At 69.6% G+C, this 26,249-nt stretch carries 25 protein-coding genes and 1 pseudogene; 8 read left to right on the forward strand and 18 right to left on the reverse strand.

The window, feature by feature from the left end; translation table 11 throughout:
* Positions 1–66: 66 nt before the first annotated feature.
* Positions 67–555 carry a pyridoxamine 5'-phosphate oxidase family protein gene (locus NS3_RS24390; RefSeq protein ID WP_067864111.1) on the reverse strand — a complete coding sequence of 163 codons (489 nt, stop codon included), beginning with the start codon at positions 553–555 and terminating at the stop codon, positions 67–69.
* Positions 556–619: 64 nt separating this feature from the next.
* Here NS3_RS24390 and NS3_RS24395 point away from each other — a divergent pair, with 64 nt between their 5' ends.
* A complete protein-coding gene (locus tag NS3_RS24395; RefSeq protein ID WP_067864122.1) occupies positions 620–1,591 on the forward strand; it encodes a helix-turn-helix transcriptional regulator in 972 nt (323 codons plus the stop codon).
* Between the two features lie 31 nt (positions 1,592–1,622).
* On the opposite strand, the gene NS3_RS24400 is transcribed toward NS3_RS24395, so the two are convergent.
* Both NS3_RS24400 and NS3_RS24405 read right to left on the reverse strand, forming a co-directional pair.
* Positions 1,623–2,687: a MerR family transcriptional regulator gene (locus NS3_RS24400; RefSeq protein WP_067864125.1), complete on the reverse strand. Its 1,065-nt coding sequence runs from the start codon at positions 2,685–2,687 to the stop codon at positions 1,623–1,625.
* Between the two features lie 11 nt (positions 2,688–2,698).
* Positions 2,699–3,352, reverse strand: coding sequence for a HEAT repeat domain-containing protein (locus tag NS3_RS24405; protein ID WP_067864128.1), 654 nt, complete (start codon positions 3,350–3,352; stop codon positions 2,699–2,701).
* A gap of 145 nt (positions 3,353–3,497) precedes the next feature.
* On the opposite strand from NS3_RS24405, the gene NS3_RS24410 reads away from it, so the two are divergent.
* The gene (locus NS3_RS24410; RefSeq protein WP_067864131.1) at positions 3,498–4,139 is read left to right on the forward strand and encodes a dihydrofolate reductase family protein; all 642 of its coding nucleotides are present in this window, start codon (positions 3,498–3,500) and stop codon (positions 4,137–4,139) included.
* A gap of 149 nt (positions 4,140–4,288) precedes the next feature.
* Here NS3_RS24410 and NS3_RS24415 read toward each other — a convergent pair whose 3' ends face one another.
* Positions 4,289–5,389, reverse strand: coding sequence for an FAD-dependent monooxygenase (locus NS3_RS24415; RefSeq protein ID WP_067864134.1), 1,101 nt, complete (start codon positions 5,387–5,389; stop codon positions 4,289–4,291).
* A gap of 109 nt (positions 5,390–5,498) precedes the next feature.
* A complete protein-coding gene (gene ppc, locus NS3_RS24420; protein ID WP_067864137.1) occupies positions 5,499–8,342 on the reverse strand; it encodes a phosphoenolpyruvate carboxylase in 2,844 nt (947 codons plus the stop codon).
* Between the two features lie 139 nt (positions 8,343–8,481).
* Between ppc and NS3_RS24425 the strand changes: the two genes are divergently transcribed.
* Positions 8,482–8,970, forward strand: coding sequence for a nitroreductase/quinone reductase family protein (locus NS3_RS24425; RefSeq protein ID WP_067864140.1), 489 nt, complete (start codon positions 8,482–8,484; stop codon positions 8,968–8,970).
* 80 nt (positions 8,971–9,050) lie between these two features.
* Here NS3_RS24425 and NS3_RS24430 read toward each other — a convergent pair whose 3' ends face one another.
* The 5 genes from NS3_RS24430 to NS3_RS24450 all read right to left on the reverse strand — a co-directional run bounded on the left by NS3_RS24430 (position 9,051) and on the right by NS3_RS24450 (position 12,443).
* Positions 9,051–9,608 carry a sugar O-acetyltransferase gene (locus NS3_RS24430; protein ID WP_067864143.1) on the reverse strand — a complete coding sequence of 186 codons (558 nt, stop codon included), beginning with the start codon at positions 9,606–9,608 and terminating at the stop codon, positions 9,051–9,053.
* Positions 9,609–9,642: 34 nt separating this feature from the next.
* On the reverse strand, positions 9,643–10,671 hold the full coding sequence (locus tag NS3_RS24435; RefSeq protein WP_067864146.1) for a hypothetical protein: 1,029 nt from the start codon (positions 10,669–10,671) through the stop codon (positions 9,643–9,645).
* A gap of 44 nt (positions 10,672–10,715) precedes the next feature.
* Entirely contained in the window at positions 10,716–11,237 is a 522-nt protein-coding gene (locus NS3_RS24440) for a PspA/IM30 family protein (protein WP_067864149.1), read from the reverse strand.
* Positions 11,238–11,338: 101 nt separating this feature from the next.
* Entirely contained in the window at positions 11,339–11,629 is a 291-nt protein-coding gene (locus NS3_RS24445; protein ID WP_067864152.1) for a DUF427 domain-containing protein, read from the reverse strand.
* A gap of 58 nt (positions 11,630–11,687) precedes the next feature.
* Positions 11,688–12,443 (reverse strand): SDR family oxidoreductase, encoded by a 756-nt coding sequence (locus NS3_RS24450; RefSeq protein ID WP_067864155.1) that lies wholly within the window; start codon positions 12,441–12,443, stop codon positions 11,688–11,690.
* Between the two features lie 58 nt (positions 12,444–12,501).
* Here NS3_RS24450 and NS3_RS24455 point away from each other — a divergent pair, with 58 nt between their 5' ends.
* Positions 12,502–12,867, forward strand: coding sequence for a winged helix-turn-helix transcriptional regulator (locus NS3_RS24455; RefSeq protein WP_067864158.1), 366 nt, complete (start codon positions 12,502–12,504; stop codon positions 12,865–12,867).
* Between the two features lie 241 nt (positions 12,868–13,108).
* On the forward strand, positions 13,109–13,396 hold the full coding sequence (locus NS3_RS24460; protein WP_067864206.1) for a putative quinol monooxygenase: 288 nt from the start codon (positions 13,109–13,111) through the stop codon (positions 13,394–13,396).
* A 63-nt stretch (positions 13,397–13,459) separates the two neighbouring features.
* Here NS3_RS24460 and pheT read toward each other — a convergent pair whose 3' ends face one another.
* The 6 genes from pheT to infC form a co-directional block, all read right to left on the reverse strand.
* Positions 13,460–15,964: a phenylalanine--tRNA ligase subunit beta gene (pheT, locus tag NS3_RS24465; RefSeq protein ID WP_067864161.1), complete on the reverse strand. Its 2,505-nt coding sequence runs from the start codon at positions 15,962–15,964 to the stop codon at positions 13,460–13,462.
* A gap of 33 nt (positions 15,965–15,997) precedes the next feature.
* Positions 15,998–17,026 (reverse strand): phenylalanine--tRNA ligase subunit alpha, encoded by a 1,029-nt coding sequence (gene pheS, locus NS3_RS24470; RefSeq protein WP_067864209.1) that lies wholly within the window; start codon positions 17,024–17,026, stop codon positions 15,998–16,000.
* A 167-nt stretch (positions 17,027–17,193) separates the two neighbouring features.
* The gene (locus NS3_RS24475) at positions 17,194–18,021 is read right to left on the reverse strand and encodes a TrmH family RNA methyltransferase (protein ID WP_067864164.1); all 828 of its coding nucleotides are present in this window, start codon (positions 18,019–18,021) and stop codon (positions 17,194–17,196) included.
* 104 nt (positions 18,022–18,125) lie between these two features.
* Positions 18,126–18,506 carry a 50S ribosomal protein L20 gene (gene rplT, locus NS3_RS24480; protein ID WP_014983432.1) on the reverse strand — a complete coding sequence of 127 codons (381 nt, stop codon included), beginning with the start codon at positions 18,504–18,506 and terminating at the stop codon, positions 18,126–18,128.
* Between the two features lie 81 nt (positions 18,507–18,587).
* Positions 18,588–18,782, reverse strand: a complete 195-nt coding sequence (rpmI, locus tag NS3_RS24485) for a 50S ribosomal protein L35 (protein WP_040795576.1) — start codon at positions 18,780–18,782, stop codon at positions 18,588–18,590.
* 57 nt (positions 18,783–18,839) lie between these two features.
* Entirely contained in the window at positions 18,840–19,511 is a 672-nt protein-coding gene (gene infC / locus NS3_RS24490; protein ID WP_084495887.1) for a translation initiation factor IF-3, read from the reverse strand.
* A 323-nt stretch (positions 19,512–19,834) separates the two neighbouring features.
* Here infC and NS3_RS24495 point away from each other — a divergent pair, with 323 nt between their 5' ends.
* Positions 19,835–20,371 carry a DinB family protein gene (locus NS3_RS24495; RefSeq protein WP_067864212.1) on the forward strand — a complete coding sequence of 179 codons (537 nt, stop codon included), beginning with the start codon at positions 19,835–19,837 and terminating at the stop codon, positions 20,369–20,371.
* The gene (locus tag NS3_RS24500) at positions 20,368–20,727 is read left to right on the forward strand and encodes a DUF1844 domain-containing protein (RefSeq protein WP_067864170.1); all 360 of its coding nucleotides are present in this window, start codon (positions 20,368–20,370) and stop codon (positions 20,725–20,727) included. Before NS3_RS24495 ends, NS3_RS24500 begins: the two co-directional genes overlap by 4 nt.
* Positions 20,728–21,561: 834 nt before the next feature.
* Here NS3_RS24500 and uvrA read toward each other — a convergent pair.
* Positions 21,562–24,495, reverse strand: a pseudogene (uvrA, locus tag NS3_RS24505) (excinuclease ABC subunit UvrA); the annotation flags it as partial.
* Positions 24,496–24,768: 273 nt separating this feature from the next.
* Here uvrA and NS3_RS24510 point away from each other — a divergent pair.
* The gene (locus NS3_RS24510; protein ID WP_067864176.1) at positions 24,769–25,383 is read left to right on the forward strand and encodes a response regulator; all 615 of its coding nucleotides are present in this window, start codon (positions 24,769–24,771) and stop codon (positions 25,381–25,383) included.
* A 22-nt stretch (positions 25,384–25,405) separates the two neighbouring features.
* Here NS3_RS24510 and NS3_RS24515 read toward each other — a convergent pair whose 3' ends face one another.
* Positions 25,406–26,212, reverse strand: a complete 807-nt coding sequence (locus tag NS3_RS24515; protein ID WP_067864215.1) for a sigma 54 modulation/S30EA ribosomal C-terminal domain-containing protein — start codon at positions 26,210–26,212, stop codon at positions 25,406–25,408.
* Between the last annotated feature and the right edge of the window lie 37 nt (positions 26,213–26,249).

Genomic DNA, 26,249 nt, shown 5'->3' on the forward strand with positions numbered 1-26,249 from the left:
CGCTGAACGAGCAACACAGCCCCTGTCACCTACGCAGGTGACAGGGGCTGTTGCCGTCCGAGCCGGTCATTTCTTGCGCACGACGCGCTCGCCGGCACCCGGCTTCCAGATGGTGATCATCAGTTCGTCGCCGACCTCCACGCAGGACGCGGTGGTGAGGTCGGCGATGTAGAAGTGGTCGAACTCCTGGCCGCGGAGGTCGAAGCCGTTCTCGTCGAACAGCGCCTGCGCGAAGCGGCCGTGCACGGCGGGGTCGGGCAGGTCGCTGACGGCGCCGAAGAGTTTGGCGTCGCCCTCGGTGACCATTGTGTCCACGGTCGCGGTGTGCAGGCAGAACCGGGGGTCGCGGGCCAGATCAGCGAACTTGCGCGTGCCGGGCATACCGACGATCACCAGCATGTCCTCGAAAATCCGCGGTTCGACCGGGCTGATGCGCGGGGAGCCGTCGGCGCGGACAGTGCCGAGCATGCACAGGTTGCCGGTGGCCTGATGCCTGCGAGTGAACACGGAGGAGATCTTCGGCGCTTCCTCGACGAACCGTTTCCATGTGGTCATGCACGGCGACGGTACGCCGCAAACCTGCCAGGTCCTGTCAGGTTCCGCGGCTATTCTCCTTCGGGTGCGCGCGAGCCGACTGTTGAGACTGCTGCTGCTGTTGCAGACCCGCGGTCACCTCAGCGCGCCGGAACTCGCCGCCGAACTCGAGGTGTCGGTGCGGACCGTGTATCGCGACGTGGAGGCCCTTTCGGCGGCGGGCGTGCCCGTCTACAGCCAGCAGGGCCGGGGCGGCGGGGTGCGATTGCTCGACGGTTTCCGCACCCGGCTGACCGGGCTCACCTCCGAAGAAGCCGACGCGGTCCTGCTGACCGGACTGCCCGAGGCTGCCACGGACCTCGGGCTGGGCACCGTGCTGGCCACCGCCCAGCTCAAGGTGCTGGCCGCGCTGCCGCCGGAGATGCGCGGGCGAGCCACCCGCATCGCCGAACGCGTGCACGTCGACGCGCCCGGCTGGTTCCGCCGTCCCGAGGAGACCCCGGCGCTGGCCGCGATCACCGACGCGCTCTGGCACGATCGCACCCTGGAGGTCCGCTACGGCCGTGCCGACCGGGAAGTGCTGCGTCTCCTCGACCCGCTCGGGCTCGTCCTCAAGGCCGGTACCTGGTATCTCGTGGCCCGCCACGGCCGGGACATCCGTTCCTACCGCGTCGGGCGCATCCTCTCCGCCACTCCCACCGAGCGGACCTTCACCCGCCCACCCGGATTTCAACTCGCCGAGCACTGGGCCGCCGCCCAGGACGAGTTCGCCCGCTCCATGCTGCGGGTGCGCGCCCGCTGCCGCATCGCCGCCGATCAGCTGAGCCTGTTGCGGCTGTTCCTCGATCCCGCCGCGGCCACCGAGGCACTCGCTTCCCGCGGCGAACCCGATGAGCAGGGGTGGGTCGAGGTGACCGTGGGCGCGGAGTCCTATCCGGTTCTGTCGCACGGGCTGCTGCCGTTGGGTGAACACCTCGAGGTGCTCGAGCCGCCCGAACTGCGCGAGCGCATGGCGGCCACCGCCCGGGCGATGGCGGCACGGTACGCCGCCGGCTGACCTGCTCTCACCGACCAGGTAGCGCCAACCGTCAGCTGTCGCCCCGGCCGGTCTTCGCCGGTGGATCACCACGCTGACCCCTACGCCGTTCCAGCCGCGGTCGGCGGTCCCGCAGCGTCAGGATCGCGGCGGCGGTCGCCGCGATCGTCCGGTCGCCGTCGCGGGTCAAGTCGTCGAGGGCCTGCCGTGCGGCCGGGCCGGGGATCTCCGCGAGGGCTTGGGTGAGGCGCAACCGGGTGGACGGGTCGTCGGCACCGGCGAGTTCACCCGACACGCGGGCGACGATGTCGACGTCGGGGGCGACCTTCGTCAGCAGGCCGAGCGTTTCGGCGGCTTCGACATCGCTTCGCCCCTCGACCACCATCGCGACAAGGGCGGGCAGCGCGCCGATCACCTCGCGGGAACCGAGCGCCAGGGCCGCGCGCCCGCGGACGGTGGCATCCGGATCGTCGAGCGCTTCGCGCAGGAGTTCGGTGGCCGCGGCCGTGGACACTTCGGCGATCGCGGTGACGGCTCGACGCCGGACATCGACCGACGCCGAGCCCAGACCGACGGCCAGACCGTCGAGCCCCTGCCCCTGTGCCCTGGCCAGCGACCACCGCAGCGCCCCGGCCACGTCGGCGTTGTCCTCCGACAGAACGGCCTCGACCAGAGCCTCGACGGGTAACGCGGTCGGCGTGTCGGCGGACAGGAGCGCTTGCTGACGACGCGGGGCGTATCCGGATTCGAGGGCGCGCAGCAGAGCGACTACGCGCAGGACGTCCTCCCACTCCGACGGTGCGGCGGCGTCGACCCGCTCGAGTTTCGCGAGCAGTTCCTCCTCGGCCGCGATCCGCAGGCGGGTGTGCCGGATGAGGTCGGCCACCAGTTCGGTCGGCGCGAAGCCGGGTTCGTCGAGGGCGCGCTTGACCTCCTGCAGCGAGAGCCCGAGGGTGCGCAGACTCTCGACATGCAGGAGGCGCCGGATGTCGTCGGCGGAGTACTCGCGGTAGCCGCCGGAGGTGCGGCCGGTGGGCTGCACCAGCCCCACCGCGTCGTAGTGGCGCAGCATCCGGGTGCTGACGCCGGAACGCCGCGAGACCTCGCCGATCAACATCGCCTCTCCTCCTAGCTTCCCTGACCCGTGATCGCGACGCGCTTGGCCAGCTCGACCGACAGCGTGAAACTGCTCTCGGGATCGTGCACGAGCTGTTTCGTGGCCTCCATATGCGCGCGGACCAGCGGATCGGGATGCGATGCCACCGTGTCGAGCGCGGGCAGGACGTCCTCACCGAGTCCGGCGAACGCGCGGCTCAGGCTGAGTTGCCTGTCCCGGTCTCCCCTGCCGAGCTCGGGCACGAGCTCGGCCGCGAGGACGGCTTCCTGCCCGAGCGGTACGAGCACCACCGCGGCCCGCCACGCGCTGCGCACGACCTCGTCGTCCTCGTCGTGCAACTGCGCCGAGACCGACGGCCAGGCGCGCGGGTCCCCGATCTTGGACAGCGTGTGCAACGCCTGGCTGCGGGCCTGCGCGGAGCCGGAGCCGAGTTCGTCGATGAGTCTCGGCACCGTGACATCGGCAGGCATCCGGCACAATGCCCAGGTCAGCATGTCGCGGACGAAGAAGTCCGGTTCGACGGCGCACCGGGCGACCAGCGTCTCCGTCAGACGGGGATCGGAATCCGTGCCCGCGGACAGGGCGGCCCGCAGCCGGACCGACGGATCGGCCGCGGTCAGGGCGTCGACGAGCTGAGCATGTTGGGTTGTGTTCACAACAACCACCTCCTTCGCCGACCATTCGAGTCCTTGACATCGTGTCAAGGTCAAGTCGCGATGTCGGAGAGGATCGCTAGGGTTCCGGCGATGAATTCGCCGAATCCGCGGCGTCTCATCTTCGGCAACCATCGTCGCGATACAGGAGAAGCGAGTGCCACAACTACTGCGCGTCCAGAACTTCAACGTCTCGAGCGACGGGATCGCCGCCGGAGAGAACCAGAGCTTGGACAGCCCGTTCGGTTTCGACCCCGGTGACATGTTCGCCTGGGCGGGCGCCACCGCCAGTTGGCCCAACCGCACCGATCCCGGCGGCAGCCGCGGTCTCGACGACTACTTCACCCGGGACTTCACGAACAATATCGGCGCGGAGATCATGGGCCGCAACAAGTTCGGACCCCAGCGTGGACCGTGGGAAGACCACGAGTGGCAGGGCTGGTGGGGCGCAAAGCCCCCGTTCCGCACCCCGGTGTTCGTCCTCACCCACCACACCCGGCCGTCGATCACCCTCTCCGACACCACCTTCCACTTCGTCGGCGGCGACCCGGCCACGGTCCTCGAACAGGCGAAGCAGGCCGCGCAGGGCAAGGACGTGCGTCTCGGCGGCGGCGTCACCACCATCCGGCAGTTCCTCGACGCCGACCTCGTCGACGCCATGCATGTGGCGGTCTCGCCCGTGGAGTTCGGCTCCGGGCTGAAGCTCTGGGAGTCGCCCGAGGAACTGACCGATCGGTTCCACCTCGAGACGGTGCCGAGCCCGAGCGGAGTGACGCATCACCTGTTCTGGCGGAAGTGAGGCGGAGACCTCCACGGATAGGTCGACTCCGTCGTCGGCCTCGGTGTCCGTTTCTTCGGACGGACTGCTGAGACGGCGACCGTCGGGCGACCGCTGCAGCACGGAGTCGGCACGCGGTCGCCGAGCGGGATTCGCCGCAATTCCGACGCTCAGGGCTCCCAGTCCAGAACCGGTGCGAGGGCCCGGAACTGGGCCGCGGGTGGAATCAGGCGCATGACCGCGTCACGGGCGGCCACCACAGGACGGGCGGACAGCTGGCCGACGGTGCCGAGCCGGTCGGATCTGGCCGCGATCATCCTGGTGCGCGGGCGGCGGGCGAGGTCGTAGCGGGCGAGGTCACCGCTGTCGGTCGCGATGCGAGCCAGCACCACGGCGTCCTCGAGCGCCTGGCAGGCGCCTTGGCCGAGGTTGGGGCTCATGGCGTGGGCGGCGTCGCCGAGCAGGGCGATGCGGCCGGCGACGAAGGTCCTCAGGTCGGGCAGGCGGTAGATGTCGTGGTGCAGGACAGCGGCGGGGTCGGCGTCGGCGAGCAGGGCGGGAATGGGGTCGTGCCAGCCGGCGAAGAGGTCGCGCAGTTCGGCGAGACCGGTGCTCGGCGCGCCCTCGGGCCTGTTCGCGACGCCGAAGCAGTAGACCCGATCGTCGGCGAGGGCGGCGTAACCGAAGCGCAGCCCGCGACCCCACGTTTCGCCGAGATCGGTGATCGGGCGCTTCGGGGTGACGATCACACGCCAGGCGGTGTAGCCGGCGTAGACCGGTCGGACCGTACCCGCGACGGCGCGGCGCACGACGCTGTTGATGCCGTCGGCGCCGACGACGAGGTCGGCGCGGGATTCACCCGCCGAATGCGTGACGGTGCCGTCGCCGCGAGCCTCGGTCACGGTGACGCCGGTGCGGACCGAACCGGCCGGGATCGCGTGACGGAGGATGTCGAGCAGATCCGCCCGATGCACCATGATCGGCAGACCGTAGCGCGCTTTCAGGGCAGGCACATCGAACGTCGACAGCCAGGCGCCGCGGCTGTCGCGAATACCGGCCGAGCCGTCTTCGCGAGCGCGGGCGCGCACCTGGTCGCCGATCCCGAGGGCGTCGAGAGCGCGTAACGCGTTCGGCCACAGGGACAATCCGGCGCCAGGAACGGTAAGAGCAGGCGCGCGTTCGAGCACCTGCACCTGCCAGCCGATGCGGGTGAACGCGATCGCGGTCGCCAGTCCGCCGATTCCGGCGCCGACGACGGTCACCTGCGACATGTTGTTTCTCCCGTCCGTGAAGGCACTGTACGGCCCCCTCCGAGATCGGGCGGGTGACCTGGTACGCGGGGTCGGCCGCGACGAGTCCGCGGCGGCATCGATCGTCGGCCTACCCCGAGTTGCGCAGGGCGGTCGCCAGCCCGTTCATGGTGAGCAGAATGCCGCGTTTGACCAGTTCGGTGTCCTCGCCCGAGCGGAGCCTGCGCAGCAGTTCCACCTGCATTTGGTTGAGGGGTTCGAGGTAGGGGAACCGGTTGTGGATCGACTCGGCCAGCGAGCGGTTGTCGGCGAGGAGCTGCTCGTGGCCGGTGATGGCGGCGTGCATGCGCAGGGTGCGGGCGTGTTCCTCGGTGATCATGCCGAAGATCCGCGCACGCAGTTCCTCGTCCTCGACGAGTTCGGCATAGTGGGCGGCGATGTCCAGATCGCTCTTGGCCATCACCTGCGCCAGGTTCGACAGCACGGTCTTGAAGAACGGCCAGCGGCGGTAGAGGTCGGTGAGGCGGGCGAGTCGTCGCGGGTCGTCGCCGACCCATTCCGCCAGCGCGGCGCCCGTGCCGTACCAGCCGGGCAGCATGACGCGGGCTTGGCTCCACGACATCACCCAGGGGATCGCCCGCAGGTCGGCGACCGAGTTGGTGGGTTTGCGGGAGGCTGGGCGGCTGCCGATATTGAGGTCGCCGACTTCGGCGATGGGGGTGGACTGGCGGAAGTACTCGACGAAGCCGGGGGTTTCGTGCACCAGGCGCGAGTACGCCGCCCGCGCCCGCGCGGCGAGGTCGTCCATCAGCTCGTAGGCGGGTTCGGCATCGGCGCCCAGCCCCTCCACGTCGAGCAGGGTCGATTCCAGAGTCCCCGCGATCAGCGATTCCAGATTGCGGTGTGCGGCACCGGCTTCGGCGTACTTGGCGGCGATCACCTCGCCCTGTTCGGTGAGCCGCAGCGCGCCGCGCACCGCGCCCGCGGGCTGGGCCAGGATGGCGTCGTAGCTGCGCCCGCCCCCGCGACCGACCGTGCCGCCGCGACCGTGGAACAGCCGCAGCCTGATCCCGGTCTTGCGCGCGACCTCGACCAGGTCCAGTTCGGCGCGGTACAGCGCCCAGTTCGCGGCCAGGTATCCGCCGTCCTTGTTGGAGTCGGAATACCCGAGCATCACCTCTTGGCGCATGCCGGCCGCCGCGACCAGCTCTCGGTAGACGGGCACGTCCAGCGCGGCGGACAGCGTCGCCGCACCGGCCGCCAGATCCTCGATCGTCTCGAACAACGGCACGATGTTCACCGAACAACGGGGGCCCGCCACCTCGCTGTCCGCGCCGGTGGCGCCCGAACCGTCGCTGTCGGCGCCAGCACCCGCCGGCCCCACACTTGCGCCGCGCGCGCCTGGGTCGAGCAGACCGCCCTCCTTCAACAGCAGTGCCGCCTCGAGCATGTCGCTGACCGAGGTGCACATGCTGATGATGTAGTTCGGAATGGCGTCGGGACCGAAGGTGTCGACCACGGCCTTGGCCGCGCGGACGATGCCGATTTCCTTCTCCGCCAGCTCCCCCAGCCGGGCCTGCGGACCGAGCAATGGTCGGCGGGTGCGCAGTTCGGCGGTGAGCAACTCGACCCTGGCGTCCTCGTCGAGCTCGGCATAGGCGGGGTGCACGCCGGCCCAGGCCAGCAGTTCGGCGACGACCTGCTCGTGGACCTCGGAGTTCTGCCGCATGTCCAGACCCTGTAGATGGAAGCCGAAGGTCTCCACCGCGTGCCGGAGCGCCGCGAGGCGATCGTCGGCGAGCAGGTCGTCGCGCGAGGCGCGCAGCGAGGCGTCGATCGCCTCGAGGTCGGCGAGGAATTCGCGAGGTCCGGGATAGGGCTCCGGGTCCGGGCCGGTCGCCGAATTCGGCAGTGTGGCGCCGAGGGCGCGTTCGGCCGTGGCCGTCAGTCGGACCCTGATCCGGTGCAGCGCACGGCGATACGGCTCGTCGCTGTGCATGGCGGGGTCCGCGTGACCGGCCGCCGACAGGGCTTCGACGTCGGGCGACACCGAGACCAGCCGGGCCGACTGGGACAGTGTCTTCTCCAACTCGACCAGTTCACGCAGATACCGGCCGAACGCGACCCCCGCGGCCTGGCTCGCGGCGTGCCGGACCACGTCGGCGGTGACGAACGGGTTGCCGTCGCGGTCGCCGCCGATCCAGGACCCCGGGCGCAGGATCGGGCGTTCGAGCAGGCCGGCGTCCGGCCATCGTGAGCGCAGGGCGGCCCGCACCTCGGCATTGATGGCCGGGATGACGTCGAACAGGGTCAGGTCGTAGTAGCGCAAACCGACGGCGATCTCGTCCTGGATCCGCAAGCGCGCCAATCGGATCAACGCGGTCCGCCACAGCGACAGGATCTGTCTGCGAATGCCGAGTTCCACCTCGTCGCGTTCGCGCGAGTCGCTCACCCACTGCCGTGCGCGCATCAGCTCGGTGATCCTGGTCTGAGCGTCGAAGACCGTGCGGCGGCGCGTCTCGGTGGGGTGGGCGGTGATGACCGGCGACACCAAGGCGTCGGAGAGCAGATCGGCCACCGTGGCCGCGGCCGGCGCCGCGGCGTCCAGTTTGCGGTAGGTGGCGGCCAGCGAGGAGTCCTGCGGCGCCTCGCCCGCGGCGACGTGCACGGCGCGGCGGCGGTCGCGCTGGATGTCCTCGGCCAGGTTCGCCAGCAGCACGAAGTAGGTGAAGGCCCGGATCAGCGGTAGCGCCACCTCGATGTCGACATCGCGCAGCATCTGCGCGACGGCGCTGCGGCCGACTTCCTCCCGGCGCACCCGGAACGCCTCCACGCGCACCCGCTCGATCAGATCGAATACCTCGGGGCCCTCGTGATCGCGAATGGTGTCGCCGAGCACGCCGCCGAGAAAACGGATGTCATCGCGCAGCGGCCGGGTGGCGTCCTGTTCGGTCTCGATCCGCGGTTCGGTCATGCGCTCGACCCTACTGCCGGGTCCCACCGTCACGGGGGCCTGACGCGAGAGAATCACACAGGCGCGCGGGCCGTGTCCGGCCTGTGGACAGACGCGGTAGCGTGCACCCGCACGACCCGAACTATCCCGAGGAATTCGCATGGCAGAGGACGCCACCCCGACGAAACTCAGCGGCACGGGCCGCCTGGCGCACTTCGGCAGCACCCGGCTGGCCGGACTGGCCAAGGTGCAGAGCCGCCTGCATGCCCGCCTCTACACCCGCTTCGGCGGCACCCGGTTCGGAAAGTTTCTGGGTCGCCCCATCTTCCAGCTCACCGTCGTCGGCAGGAAGTCCGGACAGCCGCGCCCGGTGGTGCTGATGTACGTGCCCGACGGCGAGGACCTGCTCGTCTGTGGCTCCAACGGCGGCAATCCCAAGCCGCCCAACTGGTGGCACAATCTCGTCGCCGCCGGACGCGCCGAGGTGCGGGTCGGCTCCGAGTCCTGGCCCGTCGATGTCCGCGTGGTCACCGACCCCGCCGAGTACGACGCGCGCTGGAAAATCCTGATCCGGCACTACCCCGACTTCGCCACCTACCAGGCGCTGACCACCCGCACCCTGCCGATCGCGGTCCTGTCTCGCGCGTAGTCGTCAACTCTCCGGAGATGCCACGGCGTCCGCCCGCTGAGCAGAATCAAGGCACGCCGGGAGGACGCGCCGGTGCACGCTCACAGCAAACGGATCACCCTTGCCGGATTGCCCGCCGCGAAGACCCTGGCGGGCAGATCCCTGGTGACGACGCTGCCCGCGCCGACGACCGTGTCGTCGCCCACCGTCACGCCGGGACAGACGATCACCCCGCCACCGAACCACACGTTGTTGCCGATGGTGATGGGAGCGGCCGACTCCCAGCGCTGTCTGCGGGCTTCGTGGTCCTCCATCGGGTGCAGGGCGGTCAGCAGCTGACAGCGCGGACCGATGGAGACGTCGTCGCCGATGGTGATGCGTGCGCAGTCCAGCAGGATCGCATCGTAGTTGAGGAAGGAGTTGGCGCCGATCTCCACCAGATAGCCGTAGTCGCACTGGAATCGGGGCATGATCCACGAGCCTTCGCCGAGCTTGCCGAGCAGGGTGCGCAGCAGTTCGGTGCGCCGTTCGGTCTCATCGGCGGCGGTGCGGTTGAACTGCTCGCACAGTTCCTGCGCCCGCCACCGCTCGGCCACCAGTTCGGGGTCGTTGTCACGGTAGAGCTCGCCGCGCAGCATCCGTTCCTTGTGCTCACCCATGCCGCTCACCGTATCGGCCGGGCGGGCACAGGCTTCACTTACTCGCGTCGGCCAGGATGCCCAGGACGGCGTCGGAGGTGTAGAACGGCTCGAGGCGTTCGCGGATCAGGCGGGCGAGCACGCCGTCGCGCTTGGCGGCCTCGACGACGGCGGGACCGTAGCGCAGGATCTCGGCGGTGATGTCCTCGGCGGTCAGGCCGAGTTCGGGCAGCATGGCGGCGAGGGTGTGGTCGCGGTACTTGTCGTAGAAGACCTCGACGCACTCGGCGACGAGTTCGCCGAAGTACTGCTTCTCGCGGGTGGTCACCGCGATCTCGTAGCAGAGCACGACCAGCTCGTTGAGATCCTTCTTGGTCAGGTAGTCGCGCAGGCCGCTGACCGGTTCGCCGGCGTGCAGATCCCAGAACTCCATCGCCGCCGAGTGCACGGGGGCGTCGCGCAGCATCTCGCGGATGGCGTTGTTGGTGCGCTTGAGGGCGAACAGCGCGCCCTTGCCCGCGAGGTCGCCGACGAAGGTGTTGTCGGCGGCCTTCTTCGCGCGATTGGCCGCCGACTGACCCAGCGACATCAGCGAGCCGACACCGGGGATCTTCTCGGCGCGTTCCCGGTTGGCCTGCACGAAGTCGCTGATCAACTTGTCGACGAACTTCGCGGCGACCGTGGCCACCAGCGGGGATTCGGTGAGCCGATCCAGGATGCGCTCCTGGGCCTGGTGCATGCCGAGGACCTTCTCCAGCAGCGCCTCGACCGGTTCGCGCTCGACGACCTCGCCGAGGGTGTCGGTGGTGTTCTCGGCGACGTGCTCGTACACGGCGTCGGCGAACACGCCCACCATGTCGGCCAGCACCGGGCTGCCGCCCATCAGATCCACCACGGTGGCGACGGTCTGCTTGCCGTCCTCGAGTGCGACCACCTCGCCGAATCCGATGGTCTCCGCGACGGCGAGCACGTCGGCGACATCGCGGGCGACCACCTCGGCGAATCGCTCGCCGGTGACCTCGGCGAGCAGAAAGTCCACCTGGGCGTCGAGCAGCCGTTCGGCGATCGCACGCGGTTCGGTCATGACATCCACCCCTGTCGTCGGGCGCCCGCCGCGATGACGGACATTCAGTCGGTGTCCTCGCCGTGCAGTGACCTGCGGATGCGGTCGAGGCGCTCACGCGCGGCCTGCTCGCGCGCGGCGAATTGCTCGTCGACGCTGCGCCCCGCCGGGGTCTGGCGATCGAGTTCGCTCATTCCCTGCGCGGTGCCGGAACGTCGATCGACCTTATCGCGAACCGAGTCGAAGGTGGGCACTCCCGAGGAGGTGTACCCGCTCGCCGTGGACACCGGGAAATCCGGCGAGCCGGCGAAGACCGGACCGCCGACCAGGTCCGATACCGACCCGGGCGGGTCGCCGACAGGACGAGTAGTGGTGCTGGTCACATCGCCGGGGCCGTCGCCGCGTGGGATGGTCTCGTGATCGGCGAGCCCTTCCTGCCCTTCCCGACCGGGGGCATCCGCCATCCCTGCGAGCGCGGCCTGCACAGCGTGGAAGGCGGGCCGTCCGGCGACGGCCGCGCGCAGGACGGCAGCCAGCTCGTCATCGGGCAGCGCGGCCAACCCCGCGAGGATCTGGTCCTTATCCATGTAGCCAGGCTACGCAGCCACCGGATCTGCGGCCGGTGGCTCGGGCAGTGCGAGAGGCGATCCGCCGGCCGGATACGGCCGGCGGGACATCGCGCCGTGGCTCAATCCTCGACGACGTCGACGCCACGCCAGAACGCGACGTGATCCTTGATCTGCGCGGCACCTTCCTTCGGCTCCGGGTAGTACCAGGCCGCGTCCGGGTTCTCGCTGCCGTCCACGCGCACCGTGTAGTACGACGCGGTGCCCTTCCACGGGCACACGGTGTGGGTGTCGGTCGGTGTGAAGTACTCCGAGCGCACTGCCGCGGCCGGGAAATAGTGGTTTCCCTCGACCACCACCGTGTCGTCGCTCTCGGCGAGAACGACGCCGTTCCATTCCGCTCGAACAGTCATGACAGCCTCCGCGATCGTGGACGGACCGGACCGATGTCCACGCTACTCCCGCGAACCCTCACCGAGCTCCGACGTAGTCCTCCCCGCCCACGTAGAAGGTGTGCCCGGCGGAAACCTCGGCGTCGACGGCCCGGACGACGGTCACGGCGAAATCCTCGACGGTGGGCAGCGGGCCCGCGGTGCGACGGGCGGCGACCGCGTCCGGATCGCGGCGCTCCAGCAGGCGGATGATGATGGTGCCGTCGATCATGTCGCCGGATACCACCGTGAATCCCACACCGTGGCGCGCGAATTCGGGAATCAGCGCGCGCAGGGCGTCCTCACCCGCGCGCTTGCTCGCCGCGATCGGCTCGTAGCCGTCCGGCAGTGGACGGCCGGTGCCGTGGAAGTGCGCCTGATGGCTGGTGACGAAGACGATGCGGCCACCGGGCCCGAGCAGCGGCAAGGCGGCGGTCGCCAGATGGACCTGGGCATCACGATTGAGCCGCAGAGCATAGCCGGGATCGGCGTCGCGTTCGAGGCCGCCGGACGCATTGAGGACGAGCGCATCCAACCGGCCGTGGCCGCTCTCGACCTCGCCCAGCATTCTTGTCACGGCCGCACGGTCGGAGAGATCCGCGCCGATCGCCGAGGCGCTTCCGCCCGCGGCAACGATGTCGCCGACCACCATCTGCGCCCGTCCGGCCTTCTCTCGATAGTTGACGACGACGTGAAACCCCTTCGCCGCCAATGTTTTCGCCGTCTCCGCGCCGATTCCGCGCGAAGCGCCGGTCACCAAGGCGACCCGACGTACCACTGCCTCCGAACCCGCCATCGCGCCACTCCTCGTCTCGACGATGCTTCTGATTCAGAACCAAATATGGTGCTTCGAAATGAGAAGCGCAAACTCCGGCGCGGCCGGCGACTCCCGCAGCGCCCCCGCACACACCCGCGTCCTGTCGGCGATCGACCTGCTCGGGCAGCGCTGGACGCTGCGCATCATCTGGGAGCTGGAGCCGGGTCCCCTCGGTTTTCTGCAGCTGCGCCGCAGCATGGGCAACTGCTCGTCCAGCATGCTGTCGAATCGTCTGCAGCAGTTGCAGGAGGCGGGCTTGGTGCAGAAAAACGGACCCAAAGGGGCCTACGAGCTCACCGTCTCTGGCATCAAGCTCAGCGACGCGCTGCAACCGCTGTGGAACTGGTCCGAGACCTGGTCCTCTGCGCCCGAGGCCGACAGCGGGATCCTCCCCCGCGAGTGATCCGGCGTCACCGACGCGACGGCAGAGCTCCGCAGGATGCACTGGGGGACGCGCCTGGACAGCGCTACCGGAATGCTCTCGCCGAGCGATGAGCGCACTCGACGGTCCGGGCACCTCGTTGCCGGGCGCTGGAAACCGACGCGGCGGGAACGACGCGGAACCGCTGTCCGCGATAGCCGATGAGTTCGGCGGCAGAGCCCGGTCCTACCTGGTGACCGCAGTGAGTCGAGAGGAGCAGCCGATGGTTGTCGTGGCCGGGCACATCATGGTCGATCCCGCACGGCGGGAGGAGTATCTCGCCGGGTGCGTGACGGTGGTGGAACAGGCACGGCGGGCGCGCGGGTGCCTGGATTTCGCGATCGGCGCGGATCTGGTGGAGCCCGGGCGGATCAATGTGTTCGAGCGGTGGGCGACGCGGGAGGATGTGGAGGCGTTTCGCGGGAGCGGACCCGAGGACGGGCAGAGTGCCGCGATACTCGAGGCGTCGGTCGCGGAATTCGATATCGCCGCGGTTCGATCGCTGACCTGAAACAGATCGGCCGGCAGAGTACGTGACTCCGCCGGCCGACCGGGCTCCGCCGGCTGGTCGTGATCAGCCGCGCAGGACGGCGCCGACCGACTCACCGGCCGCGGCCACCGCAGCATCACGGGCTGCGCTGGCCTCGTCCTCGGTGAGCGTGCGGTCGGAGGCGCGGAAACGCAGGGCGTAGGTGAGGGACTTGCGGCCCTCACCGGCCTGCTCGCCTTCGTACACATCGAACAGCGCGATGTCCTCGAGCAGCTCGCCGCTACCGTCGCGCAGCGCGGCTTCCACGGTCGCGGCGGGAACGGACTTCTCGACGCTGACCGAGACATCCTGCAGTACCGCGGGGAACGCCGAGACGATCGGCGCGGGACGGGCCTCGGTCAGCGGCAGGGCGTCGAGGTCGAGTTCGACCGCGCAGGTGCGGGCGGGCAGGCCCGCGCGCTCGAGGACCGCCGGGTGCAGTTCGCCCGCGTGACCGACGACCGTGCCGTCGACCACGAGTTCGGCGCACCGGCCCGGATGCCAGGGCAGGTACGCGGTGGCGCGGCGTTCGATCACCACACCGGCGGCGTCGGCGACGGCGTCGACCAGGGCGAAGGCGTCGGCCGCCTCGACCTGCCTGCCCGGACCCCACGGGCCGCGCGGCTCCTGGCGTCCGGTGAGCACGGCGCCGACCCGCACGGGCTGAGCGGGCAGCGAGGCCAGCAGTTCACCGATCTGCTCCGCGGTGGGACGGCGGTCCACCGGCAGCGGCTCGACGGCCTTGGTCTCGCCGGTGGCCAGGGTGACCTGGCCGATGGCGTAGAGGGTCAGGTCGCGCGCACCTCGGGAGATATTGCGCTGGGCGATCTCGAGCAGGCCGGGCAGCAGCGTGGTGGACAGCTCGGCGCGCTCCACATCGAGCGGGTTGAGCACCCGGGTGGTGGCGCGGCGCGGATCGTCGGCGTCCAGACCCCACACGTCGAAGACGCCGGCGGCCAGGAAGACCGGCGCGGGGACCTCGACGGCGCCCGCGAAGGCCAGCGCGCGGCTCACGGCGCGGCGGCGACGCTGAACGGCGGTCAGCCCGCGACCGGCCGGGGCGGTCGGCACGATCGACGGGATCTGCTCGAGGCCCTCCAGACGCAACACCTCCTCGACCAGATCGGCGGGCTGGCCGAGGTCCGGACGCCAGCTCGGCGGGGTCACCACGAGCTGACCGTGCGCGGTCTCCTCGTCCACGGAAACCTCGACGTGGCAACCGATCTGGGCCAGACGGCGGGCCGAGGTGCCCCGCGGGTAGGTGACGCCCGCGACGCGGTCGGCCAGATCGATGTCCATCCGGATCGGCTCGGGCTCCTGGGTGGGCACCCGCACGTCGGAGAGCACGGATTCGACAGTGCCGCCGGTGATCTCGGCGAGCAGGGTGGCCGCACGATCCAGCGCGGCGACGTTGAGCTCGGGATCGACGATGCGTTCGTAGCGCTTGCCCGCCTCGGAGACCAGCTTGTGCCTGCGCGCGGTCCGGTAGATGAGCAGCGAGTTCCAGGTGGCCGCTTCCAGCAGCACATCGGTGGTCTCGGCGCTCACCTCGGTGCTCGCGCCACCCATCACACCGGCCAGCGAGATCACGCCGGAGTCGTCGGCGATGACCACGTCCTCGTCGTCCAGCGTGCGCTCCACATCGTCGAGGGTGCGCAACGTCTCGCCCTTGTTCGCGGTGCGCACCACCAGGCCGCCGCTCAGGCGCGCGGCGTCGAAGGCGTGCAGCGGCTGACCGAGTTCGAGCATGACGTAGTTGGTCACGTCGACGGCCGGGGAGATCGGGCGCACCCCGGACAGCAGCAGCCTGCGCTGCAGCCACCACGGGCTGACCGCGGCAGGGTCGATGCCGGTGACCCGGCGCGCGGCGAAACGGGTGCAGCGCGAATCGGATTCGATGCGGATCGGCCAGGCCTGCGCCTCGTCGGCGGGCAGGGTACGCACGGCCGGATCGAGGTATTCCAGGTCCGAACCGCAGGCGATCTCGCGGGCCAGGCCGCGCACCGAGAAGCAGTAGCCGCGATCCGGGGTGATGTTGAGTTCGATGACGGTGTCGTCGAGGCCGAGCAGCTCGTTGGCGTCGGTGCCCGGCTCGGCGGTGCCCGGTTCCAGCACCAGGATGCCGGAATGGTCCTTGCCGATGCCGAGTTCGGCCACCGAGCAGATCATGCCGTTGGAGGTGTGACCGTAGGTCTTGCGCGAGGTGATCCGGAATCCGCCGGGCAGCACACCGCCGGGCAGCACCACGACGACCAGATCACCCACCGCGAAGTTGGTCGCCCCGCAGATGATCTCCTGCGGTTCGACATTGCCGACGTCGACCTTGCAGAACCGGATCGGCTTCTTGAACTCGGTCAGCTCGGTGATCTCCAGGACGCGGCCGACCACCAGCGGATGCTCGAGGTCACCGGTCACCGGCGCGAGCTTGTCGACCTCCTCGACCTCCAGCCCGACGCGGACGAACGCGGCATCCAGCTCCTCGGGCGTGACCGACCAGCCGGGGGTGGCGCGCTCGATGATCTCGGTCAGCCAGGACTGCGCTACTCGCACGTGACTTTTCGCTCTCTCGGTCGAAGGGGGAGGTCAGGACTGGATGCCGAAGGGCAGGGTGAACCGCACGTCGCCCTCGACGATGTCGCGCATGTCGGGGATGCCGTTGCGGAACTGCAGGGTCCGCTCCAGACCCATGCCGAACGCGAAACCGCTGTACTCGTCGGGATCGATGCCACTGGCGACGAGCACCTTCGGGTTGACCATGCCGCAGCCGCCCCACTCGACCCAGCCCGCGCCGCCCTTCTTGTCCGGGAACCAGACGTCGACCTCGGCCGAGGGCTCGGTGAAGGGGAAGTAGTTGGGCCGCATGCGGGTGCGGGTGTCGGGACCGAACAGGGCGCGCGCGAAGGCGTCCAGCGTGCCGCGCAGATGCGCCATGGTCAGGCCCTTGTCGATGGCCAGACCCTCCACCTGGGAGAACACCGGGGTGTGGGTGGCGTCGAGCTCGTCGGTGCGGAAGGTGCGACCGGGGCAGACCACGTAGATGGGCAGCTCGCGGTCGAGCATGGAGCGCACCTGCACCGGGGAGGTGTGGGTGCGCAGCACCTGGCGCGAACCCTCAGGGGCGATGTGGAAGGTGTCCTGCATGGTGCGGGCCGGATGGTCCGGCAGGAAGTTCAGCGCGTCGAAGTTGAAGTGCTCGGTCTCGACCTCGGGCCCCTCGGCGACCTCCCAGCCCATCGCGACGAACACATCGGCGATCCGCTCGGAGATGACGGTGATCGGGTGGCGCGCGCCCACCGGACGACGGCGGGCGGGCAGCGTGACGTCGACGGCCTCGGCGACCAGCACGGCGGCGTCGCGTTCGGCGAGCAGCACCTCGCGGCGCGCCTCGAAGGCCTGCGAGACCCGGCCACGGGCCACATTGACCCGCTTGCCCGCGTCCTTCTTCTCCTCCTTGGGCAACGCGCCCAGCGCACGCTGGGCCAGCGCCAACGGAGCCTTGCCGCCCAGGTAGTCGGTCTTGGCGACCGCGAGGGCGTCCAGATCGGCGGCCGCGGCGAACGCCTTCTCGGCTTCGGCGGCGGCGGCCGCCAGCGCCTCTTCGCTCAGATCCACGGTCGATCCCGCGGCATTGCGCTCGTCGGCGTTGCGCTCGACTCCGGTGCTGTCGTCGGCCACGATGGTTCGTCTCTCCCGTTGGGGTCGGTGCGGCCGGGCCGAGGTCCGGCCCGGATTGCTGCTGGTGGAATCCTATGGGATCGCGTTCGGGCGATTCACCCGGATTACCGGCGCGCCGGATCCGCGTCGCGAGCGCGGTGGTGCACACGGGCGCTCGCGTAGAGGCAGATCGCCGCGGCCGCGGCCAGGTTGAGGCTCTCGGCGCGGCCGTGGATGGGGATGCGGACGCGGTGGTCGGCGCGGGCCGCGACAGCCGGGTCCAGACCGTGTGCCTCGTTGCCGAACAGCCAGGCCACCGGGCCGGACAGGATCTCGTCGGCCTCGTCGAGGTCGACCTCTCCGTCGGCGGCGGTGGCGAGCAGGGTGAGCCCCGCGTCCCGCACGGCGGTCAGCGTCTCGTCGATCTCGCGACCGCGCACGATCGGCACGTGGAACAGGCTGCCCGCGCTGGCGCGCACGCATTTGCCGTTGTGCGGGTCCACGGTGGCGCCTGCCAGCACCACGCCGTCGGCGCCCACCGCGTCGGCGACACGGATCAGGGTGCCCGCGTTGCCGGGTTCGGCGATCTCCACAGGGACGGCCAGCAAGCGCGGGTCGCGGCCGAGTACGGCCTCGAGCGGCACATCGACCTGCTCGCAGACGGCGACCAGGCCGGGGGCGGTGACGGTCTCGCCGAGGTGTTCGGCGGCGCGGTCGTCGACCAGGGTGGTGCGTACGCCGGTGGCCGAGGCCGAGGCGAGGAGTTCGTGATCACGGTGGGCGGCGGCGGCCGAATAGAACAGTTCCCGCACCCGGCCGGTGGTGAGCGCGGCGGTCACGGCATTGGCGCCTTCGGCGAGGAACAGACCGGTTTTGCGCCGGTGCGCGGCCCGATGGAGCTTGACAGCCGCAACGACCCGCGGATTGCGCCAGCTCGTCAACTCATCGTCCACGGTGCCCCACCGGTGTTCGACACGACGAAACGACCCGCGGATTGCGCTCGGAAAGCGCGTCCGCGGGTCGTTTCGGAGAGTATCCCGTTGTCAACAGGTTCGGCTCAGGCGGCCGGAGCGTTGACGTCCTGCGGGAGCGCGGCCTTCGCGACGGCCACCAGACCGGCGAACGCCTCGGCGTCGGAGACGGCCAGCTCGGCCAGGATCTTGCGGTCCACCTCGACACCGGCGGCCTTCAGGCCCTGGATGAAGCGGTTGTAAGTGATGTCGTTCAGACGCGCCGCGGCGTTGATTCGCGCGATCCACAGCTTGCGGAAATCACCCTTGCGCGCCCGGCGGTCCCGGTAGGCGTAGGTGAGCGAGTGCAGCTGCTGTTCCTTGGCCTTGCGGTACAGCCGCGAGCGCTGGCCCCGGTACCCCTTGGAGGCCTCGAGGATGGAACGGCGCTTCTTCTGAGCGTTGACGGCCCTTTTGACGCGTGCCACTGGTCAGTCCTTGATCGAATAGGGGGCGCGGTCGCGCCCGGATGTTGGTCGAGAGGATGGCGGGTGAGCCGATGGAGCTGGTTACCGGCCCAGCAGCTTCTTCACGCGACGGACATCGGCAGCCGCGACGACCTCGGTGCCGTCCAGACGACGAGTCCGGCGGGAGGACTTGTGCTCGAGCAGGTGGCGACGGTTCGCCTGCTGACGCAGCAGCTTGCCTTTACCGGACACCTTGAATCGCTTCGAGGCGCCGCTGTGGCTCTTCATCTTCGGCATGGATTCCTCTATCTGTCGTCCCGCGGGTCACCGGGTGACCCGCGGCATCTGAACGTATTACTGCGGACCGGCGGCTTGCTCGCCCTGGTCAGCGGCCGGAGCGGCACCGGCCGGTGCGGCGCCCTGCTGGGGCCGGGTGGCCGCCTGCTGCTGCGCCTTCACGCGTGTCTTCGCGCCCTTGTGGGGAGCGAGGACCATCGTCATGTTGCGGCCGTCCTGCTTGGCCGAGGTCTCCACGAAACCCAGATCGGCGACGTCGCCGGCGAGCCGTTGCAGCAGCCGGTACCCGAGTTCGGGCCGGGACTGCTCGCGACCCCGGAACATGATCGTCACCTTGACCTTGGACCCGGCCTCCAAGAAGCGCATCACATGGCCCTTCTTGGTCTCGTAGTCGTGGTCGTCGATCTTCGGCCGGAGCTTCTGCTCCTTGATGACGGTCTGCTGCTGGTTCTTCCGGGACTCGCGCGCTTTCTGCGCGGTCTCGTACTTGAACTTGCCGTAGTCCATGATCTTGCAGACCGGCGGACGGGCATCCGGGGCGACCTCGACGAGATCGAGATCGGCTTCCATTGCGACGCGTAGTGCATCTTCAACACGCACGATCCCAACCTGCTCGCCACCAGGTCCGATGAGACGGACCTCGGGAACACGGATGCGATCGTTGATGCGGGTCTCAGTGCTGATGGGGCCTCCTAGGTCAAGCGGTGTCGTCACGACGACCGCAAGCAATGCAACCCCTTATTCAACACGAAAGCCCCGGTGCGGTATTTCACCGCCACGGGGCCCGAGTCGACCGATCGCCGATGCGGCACAGGGCTCGCAGCGACTCTCATGCGCAGATCTCGCACAAGAAACCCACCGTTTCGGCGGATGACCGGACCGTTTGACCTTTACGGCAACGGTGGGAGTCGGGCTCCACTTGTCAGCCCCAGCGCAGCCGGGGCGGTCGTCGGCAGAAAGTCTAGCACTGCCCCGGCCGTGCTCCGAATCGCCCGGAACGACCGGCCGAAAAGCAGTTGCGAGCGCGGCGGGCGGAACGCATGCTGCGCGCCATGCCTGTCTCCTCCCGCGAACTGCTGCGCTGGCAGTTCGACCTGACCTGGGCGCTGGCCGAGGTACACCTGGACGCACTCACCGAGGAGGACTTCCTCTGGCGACCCGCGAGCCTGGTCTGGACGGTACACCGCGGCGAGGACGAGCAGTGGCGCCCGGACTGGGCGGACACCGAGCCCGATCCCGTCCCGGTCCCCACGATCGCCTGGCTCAGCTGGCACATCGACTGGTGGTGGAGCACCGCGCTCGATCACCTCACCGGCCGCGCCCCGACCCCGCGCGAGCAGTTCTTCTGGGCGGGCAGCGGCGCGGCCGCACTCACCGGGCTCCGCGGTCTCCGGACGGCATGGGCGGCAGCGCTGGACGAGGTCGCCGACGCCGGTTTCGAGGCGCCGTCGGCGTATCCGTGGCCCGTCGAGGCCGGCCTCACCGTCGCGCATCTCGCGGGCTGGGTGAACGCCGAGCTGATGAAGAACACCGCCGAGATCGGCCAGCTCCGGATGCTGCGAGCGGCCTCGCTAGCCTGTCAGTCATGACTGACGAGCTCGACGACTCCCTCCGCGAGGCGGGCGATGTGCGCGAACTGGCCGAGATCCCCGCGGTCGAGGTGATCAGCCGCGCGGCCGTGATGCTGATGAGTTCGGCCGCGGAGAAACTCGGGCTGGCCGACGAGAATCCGGACACCAGCCCCCGCAAGGATCTCGACGAAGCGCGCCGGGTGATCACGGCGCTGGCGGGACTGGTGACCGCTTCGGTGGAGTATCTGGGGCCGCACGCGGGGCCGATTCGCGACGGACTGCAGGCGTTGCAGCGCGCGTTCCGGGAGGCCTCGGCGCATCCGGACGAGCCGGGCAAGGGACCGGGCGAGAAATACACCGGCCCCGTCTACTGAGATCGGGCCGCACAGAGCGCCCGGATCGGGCAGACCACACGAATCTCGGCCCGCGAAGCGGGGCGGCCTGGCAGCGGCCGCCCCGCTCGGAAGTCACTACACGGGCAGGGGCGCCGGCGGCGGGGTGACCGAGATCGAGGAGCCCGAGGCCAGCATGTTGGCCAGGGCGGTGAAAAGTGCGGTGAGACCGGAGCTTCCAGAGTCCATGAGGTGTTGATTCCTTTCGTGACGAACGCGCTCAGGCAGGCGTGCCCGGGGTGTAGTTGATCGAGGAGCCGCTGCCGAGGAATCCGAGAACGAGCTCGAGAATTCCGGCGATATCCACGCCCTCCATAGCTGAATTCCTTTCGTGTGCCCCGGCGTCGGCCACTAGGGTGGAGCTCCGTCGGGGCACCACCGCGCCTCGGCGCCGGGGGTCGTTTACCGCGACTGTCCGGAACGGTCCCGGACACGGTGACGCCGATCTTACACACGATCGTTTCACTTTCGCCGGTTTTGCCGCACGGGTAACTTCGCCGTTTCCCCGAGCGCGCGCACTCCCCTCGCCAGATGCCCTGACCAGCGAACACGCGACGGCCGGCGCGCAGGAGCGCACCGGCCGTCGCGAAATGTTCCGCCCGCGCAGGATCAGCGCAAAGCAGCCGCCTTCCTGGCCGCGCGCTTGGCGGCGGCGTTCTCGGCAGGCACCTTCTTCGCGGACTTCGCCGGGGCCGCGTCGGCAGCCGCGGCGTTCGTCGCGGCGCTCTTGCTCGCCGCCGACTTCGATGCCGGAGCCGATTTCGACGCGGGACCCGTCTTCGCCACCGTCGACTTCGAAGCCGGCGCCTTCTTCACCGCGGCGGCCTTCTTCGCCGGACGGGCGGCCGCCGTGGCTTTCGCCCGGCCTGCCCGCGGCGCGGCGGGCGCATAGGTCGCCTGTGCCAGCACCTGCTCGAGGAACCGGCCGGTGTAGCCGGCCGGAGTAGCCGCGACATCCTCCGGCGTGCCCTCGGCGACCACAGTGCCGCCGCCGGATCCCCCCTCCGGGCCCATGTCGATCACCCAGTCGGAGGTCTTGATGACATCGAGGTTGTGCTCGATGACGATCACGGTGTTGCCCTTGTCGACCAGACCGTTGATGACCATCAGCAGCTTGCGGATGTCCTCGAAGTGCAGGCCGGTGGTCGGCTCGTCGAGGATGTAGATGGTGCGCCCGGCCGAGCGCTTCTGCAGCTCGGCGGCCAGTTTGACGCGCTGGGCCTCGCCACCGGAGAGCGTGGGCGCGGGCTGGCCGAGGCGCACGTAGCCGAGCCCGACATCGACCAGCGTCTCCAGGTAGCGATGGATCGAGGTGACCGGCTGGAAGAACTCGGCGGCCTCGTCGATCGGCATATCGAGCACTTCGGCAATGGTCTTGCCCTTGTAGTGCACCTCGAGGGTTTCGCGGTTGTAGCGCGCGCCGTGGCAGACCTCGCACGGGACGTAGACATCCGGCAGGAAGTTCATCTCGATCTTGAGGGTGCCGTCACCCGAGCAGGCTTCGCAACGCCCGCCCTTGACGTTGAAGGAGAACCGGCCGGGCTGGTAGCCGCGCACCTTGGCCTCGGTGGTCGCGGCGAACAGGGTGCGGATCTTGTCGAACACTCCGGTGTAGGTGGCCGCGTTGGAACGCGGGGTACGCCCGATCGGCGACTGGTCCACGCGCACCAGCTTGTCCAGGTGCTCGAGGCCGTTGACGCGGGTGTGCCGGCCGGGCACCTGACGCGCGCCGTTGAGCTTGTTGGCCAGCACCGTCGCCAGGATGTCGTTGACCAGGGTGGACTTGCCCGAGCCCGAGACGCCGGTCACCGAGGTGAGCACGCCGAGCGGGAAGGACACGTCGATGCCCTTCAGATTGTGCTCGGTGGCGCCGACGACGGTGAGCCTGCGCGACTTGTCGATGGGTCGGCGCACCATCGGCACCTCGATGGCCTGCTGACCGGACAGGTAGGCGCCGGTCAGCGACTCGGTGTTGGTCAGCAACTCCGTATACGGACCGCTGTGCACCACGCGACCGCCGTGCTCACCCGCCAGCGGACCGATGTCGACCACCCAGTCCGAGGCGCGGATGGTGTCCTCGTCGTGCTCGACGACGATCAGGGTGTTGCCGAGGTTCTTCAGCCGCGTCAACGTCTCGATGAGCCTGCGGTTGTCGCGCTGGTGCAAGCCGATGGAGGGTTCGTCGAGCACGTACAGCACGCCGACCAGGCCGGAGCCGATCTGGGTCGCCAACCGGATGCGCTGGGCCTCACCGCCGGAGAGCGTGGCCGCGGCGCGCGAGAGCGACAGATACTCCAGGCCGACGTCGAGCAGGAAGCCCAGCCGTGCCTGCACCTCCTTGAGCACCTGACCGGCGATCGCGGCCTCGCGCTCCCCCAGCGTCAGGCCGTTGAGGAACTCCGAGCACGCGCCGATGGACAGGTCGCTGACCTCGGCGATCGATTTCTTCTCCGCGCCCGCGGCCAGGGTGACCGCGAGGATCTCCGGGCGCAACCGCGCACCCCGACAGACCGGGCAGGGCACATCGCGCATATAGCCCTCGTAGTGCTCTTTCATCTGCTCGGACTCGGTGTTGTCCATACGCCGGTGCAGGAAGGGCATGACGCCTTCGAAATCGGCGTAGTACGAGCGCTTGCGGCCGTAACGGTTGGTGTAGGAGACGTGCACCTGATCGGAGCTGCCCTCGAGCACCGCCTTGCGCGCCTTGACCGGCAACTGACGCCACGGGGTGTCCATCGAGAAGCCGATCGCCTCGGCCAGGCCGGACAGCAGACGGTTGAAGTACTCGGCCGTCTGACCGCGCGACCACGGCGCGATGGCGCCCTCGGCCAGGCTCAGGTCGGGATCGGGGACCACGAGATCGGGGTCGACCTCCTTGCGGATGCCCAGGCCGGTGCAGTCCGGACAGGCGCCGTAGGGCGAGTTGAAGGAGAACGACCGCGGCTCGAGATCCTCGATGTCGAGCGGATGACCGTTGGGACAGGCCAGCCGCTCGGAGAACCTGCGCTCGCGGTCGTGAGCGTGTTCGTCGCGGTCCACGAAGTCGAGCACGACGATGCCGTCGGCCAGGCGCAGCGCGGTCTCGATGGAGTCGGTGAGGCGCTGCTTGGCGCCCGCCTTGGCGGTGAGCCTGTCGACCACCACCTCGACGTCGTGCTTCTCCTGCTTCTTGAGCTTGGGCGGCTCGGTCAGCGGATACACCACGCCGTCGACCCGCACGCGCGAGTAGCCCTGAGTGTTGAGCTGGTCGAACAGGTCGACGAACTCGCCCTTGCGGGTGCGCACCACCGGCGCGAGCACCTGGAACTTGGTGCCCTCCGGCATGGCCAGCACCTGGTCGACGATCTGCTGCGGAGTCTGCTTGGCGATGCGCCCGCCGCAGACGGGGCAGTGCGGGGTGCCCGCGCGCGCGTACAGCAGACGCAGGTAGTCGTAGACCTCGGTGATGGTGCCGACGGTGGAGCGCGGGTTGCGGTTGGTGGACTTCTGATCGATGGACACCGCGGGCGAGAGACCTTCGATGAAGTCGACGTCCGGCTTGTCCATCTGGCCGAGGAACTGGCGGGCATAGGCCGACAGCGACTCCACGTAGCGGCGCTGCCCCTCGGCGAAGATGGTGTCGAAGGCCAGGCTCGATTTGCCCGACCCGGACAGACCGGTGAACACGATCAGACTGTCGCGGGGCAGATCGAGGTCGACCCCTTTCAGGTTGTGCTCCCGAGCTCCGCGCACAGTGAGGCGATCGGCCACCAGGTGAGTCCCTTCTCGATCAGGTACAGCGAATGAACAGACATGACCCCCGTTCGCCATGCTAGGCGCGCCCACCGACAAGTTTCCCGGATCGACCGCCCACATCACATCCGCCGCGGGCTGCGCGCCCGGCGCGGTGCGCCCGGGCGGTGGGCGAGATACGGTGAGCCGGTGGCTTATTCGTCCGGATCAGCGTCCGGCCAGTCGGGATCGGGACAGGCGGCACAAGGACAGGCGGCGCAGGGACCGGCGGCGCAGGGACGTGTACTCGAGGTGTTCCTGGTCGACGACCACGAGATCGTCCGGCGCGGCCTGATCGACCTGCTCGACAGCGACCCTGCTCTGCGGGTGACCGGCGAGGCCGGTGACGTGGCGAGCGCCCGCACCGGCATCCGCGCGGTCCGCCCGGACGTAGCGGTGCTCGACGTGCGCCTGCCCGACGGCAACGGCATCGAACTGTGCCGCGACCTGCTCGCCGAGATCGAGGGGTTGCGCTGCCTGATCCTGACCTCCTACACCGACGAGCACGCCATGCTCGACGCGATCATGGCCGGCGCCAGCGGCTATGTGGTCAAGAACATCAAGGGCATGGAGCTGGCCGAGGCGATCAAGGCGGTCGGCGCGGGCCGCTCGCTGCTGGACAACCGGGCCGCCGAAGCGCTCAAGGCACGCCTGCGCACCGACACCGGACCGCTGGCCGGGCTCACCGATCAGGAGCGCAAACTGCTCACCCTGCTCGGCGAGGGCCTGACCAACCGGCAGATCGCCGCGCGCATGTTCCTCGCGGAGAAGACGGTGAAGAACTACGTGTCGCGGTTGCTGGCCAAGCTCGGCATGGAACGACGCACCCAAGCGGCGGTGCTGGCGTCCAAGCTGCGCGACCGGTGAGAGCCGTGCCCCCGGCGCGTTCTCAGGCCGGCAGCACGATGGTCAGATCGCCGTCGTAGCGGCGGTACAGCAGCCGTCCGCGGCGGGTGCGCACATCGGTGAAGAACAGCAGCGCCAGCCCGCGCCTGCACAGCAACTCGACCGCCTCGGATTCGGTGAGCACCGGCGCGGGCTCGGAACGCACGTGGAGCGGGACCGGATCGAGCGCGTCCTGATCGTCCTCGCCCGGCTGATCGACGAGGCGGCCGGTCGTGCGCTGCCTCGTCAAGGTCACCCCGACCGGCTGGGTCCAGCAGACGACCGCGTCCTCGCCGGTGTCGGAATCGGTGAACAGATGGGCGTCGTAATCCATCGCGTCCATCACCGCGGTCGCCTCGGCGGGCGTGCCGATGAGCAGGGTGCAGCGTTTGCGGCGCACGATCGGGCGGGTGGGGGTCACCTCGGCCAGCGGCGGGCGGGCGGGATCGGGCCAGTCGCGGCCACGCCGGGCGGCCAGGCGGGTCAGCTGCCGGTCCAGGCGCTCGACAGCGAAGGTCACCGCGAATCCGCGGGGGCCGGTGACCTGCACCCGGGCCGGGGTGTGCGGCAGGCGGACATTGGCCTGGACCACATTCGGACGGTCCCGGTCGTCGGCGCCCAGCGGCCCTGGCGCGGTGATGCGGACACGGGCGGGGACATCGAGATGGTGGCGGCGCAGTACCCGGCCGATCGCGCGCATCGCACGGGTCACGTCCGCGGGCGCCACATCACCGCGCGTGGTGACCGCCAATTCCGGATCGGCCGCACTCGACCAGTGTTCGGACAATGACAGCGCGCCGGTCGCACCCATGTGACACCCCTGCTCTCTCAGCACCCAGTGGATCAGT

Origin of the sequence: Nocardia shimofusensis NBRC 100134 (assembly GCF_001613125.1) — a bacterium.
GTDB lineage: Bacteria > Actinomycetota > Actinomycetes > Mycobacteriales > Mycobacteriaceae > Nocardia > Nocardia shimofusensis.

Bases quoted from the DNA above. Each gene is read 5' to 3' on its own strand.
- ppc (WP_067864137.1), bottom strand. From the start codon at position 8,342: ATGACCGAACCGCGGATCGAGACCGAACAGGACGCCACCCGGCCGCTG.
- NS3_RS24425 (WP_067864140.1), top strand. From the start codon at position 8,482: ATGGCAGAGGACGCCACCCCGACGAAACTCAGCGGCACGGGCCGCCTG.
- NS3_RS24390 (WP_067864111.1), bottom strand. From the start codon at position 555: ATGACCACATGGAAACGGTTCGTCGAGGAAGCGCCGAAGATCTCCTCC.
- rpmI (WP_040795576.1), bottom strand. From the start codon at position 18,782: ATGCCGAAGATGAAGAGCCACAGCGGCGCCTCGAAGCGATTCAAGGTG.
- NS3_RS24435 (WP_067864146.1), bottom strand. From the start codon at position 10,671: ATGACCGAACCGCGTGCGATCGCCGAACGGCTGCTCGACGCCCAGGTG.
- NS3_RS24515 (WP_067864215.1), bottom strand. From the start codon at position 26,212: ATGGGTGCGACCGGCGCGCTGTCATTGTCCGAACACTGGTCGAGTGCG.
- NS3_RS24440 (WP_067864149.1), bottom strand. From the start codon at position 11,237: ATGGATAAGGACCAGATCCTCGCGGGGTTGGCCGCGCTGCCCGATGAC.
- NS3_RS24415 (WP_067864134.1), bottom strand. From the start codon at position 5,389: ATGTCGCAGGTGACCGTCGTCGGCGCCGGAATCGGCGGACTGGCGACC.
- NS3_RS24400 (WP_067864125.1), bottom strand. From the start codon at position 2,687: ATGTTGATCGGCGAGGTCTCGCGGCGTTCCGGCGTCAGCACCCGGATG.
- NS3_RS24445 (WP_067864152.1), bottom strand. From the start codon at position 11,629: ATGACTGTTCGAGCGGAATGGAACGGCGTCGTTCTCGCCGAGAGCGAC.
- NS3_RS24460 (WP_067864206.1), top strand. From the start codon at position 13,109: ATGGTTGTCGTGGCCGGGCACATCATGGTCGATCCCGCACGGCGGGAG.
- NS3_RS24500 (WP_067864170.1), top strand. From the start codon at position 20,368: ATGACTGACGAGCTCGACGACTCCCTCCGCGAGGCGGGCGATGTGCGC.
- NS3_RS24430 (WP_067864143.1), bottom strand. From the start codon at position 9,608: ATGGGTGAGCACAAGGAACGGATGCTGCGCGGCGAGCTCTACCGTGAC.
- NS3_RS24450 (WP_067864155.1), bottom strand. From the start codon at position 12,443: ATGGCGGGTTCGGAGGCAGTGGTACGTCGGGTCGCCTTGGTGACCGGC.
- NS3_RS24495 (WP_067864212.1), top strand. From the start codon at position 19,835: ATGCCTGTCTCCTCCCGCGAACTGCTGCGCTGGCAGTTCGACCTGACC.
- NS3_RS24455 (WP_067864158.1), top strand. From the start codon at position 12,502: ATGAGAAGCGCAAACTCCGGCGCGGCCGGCGACTCCCGCAGCGCCCCC.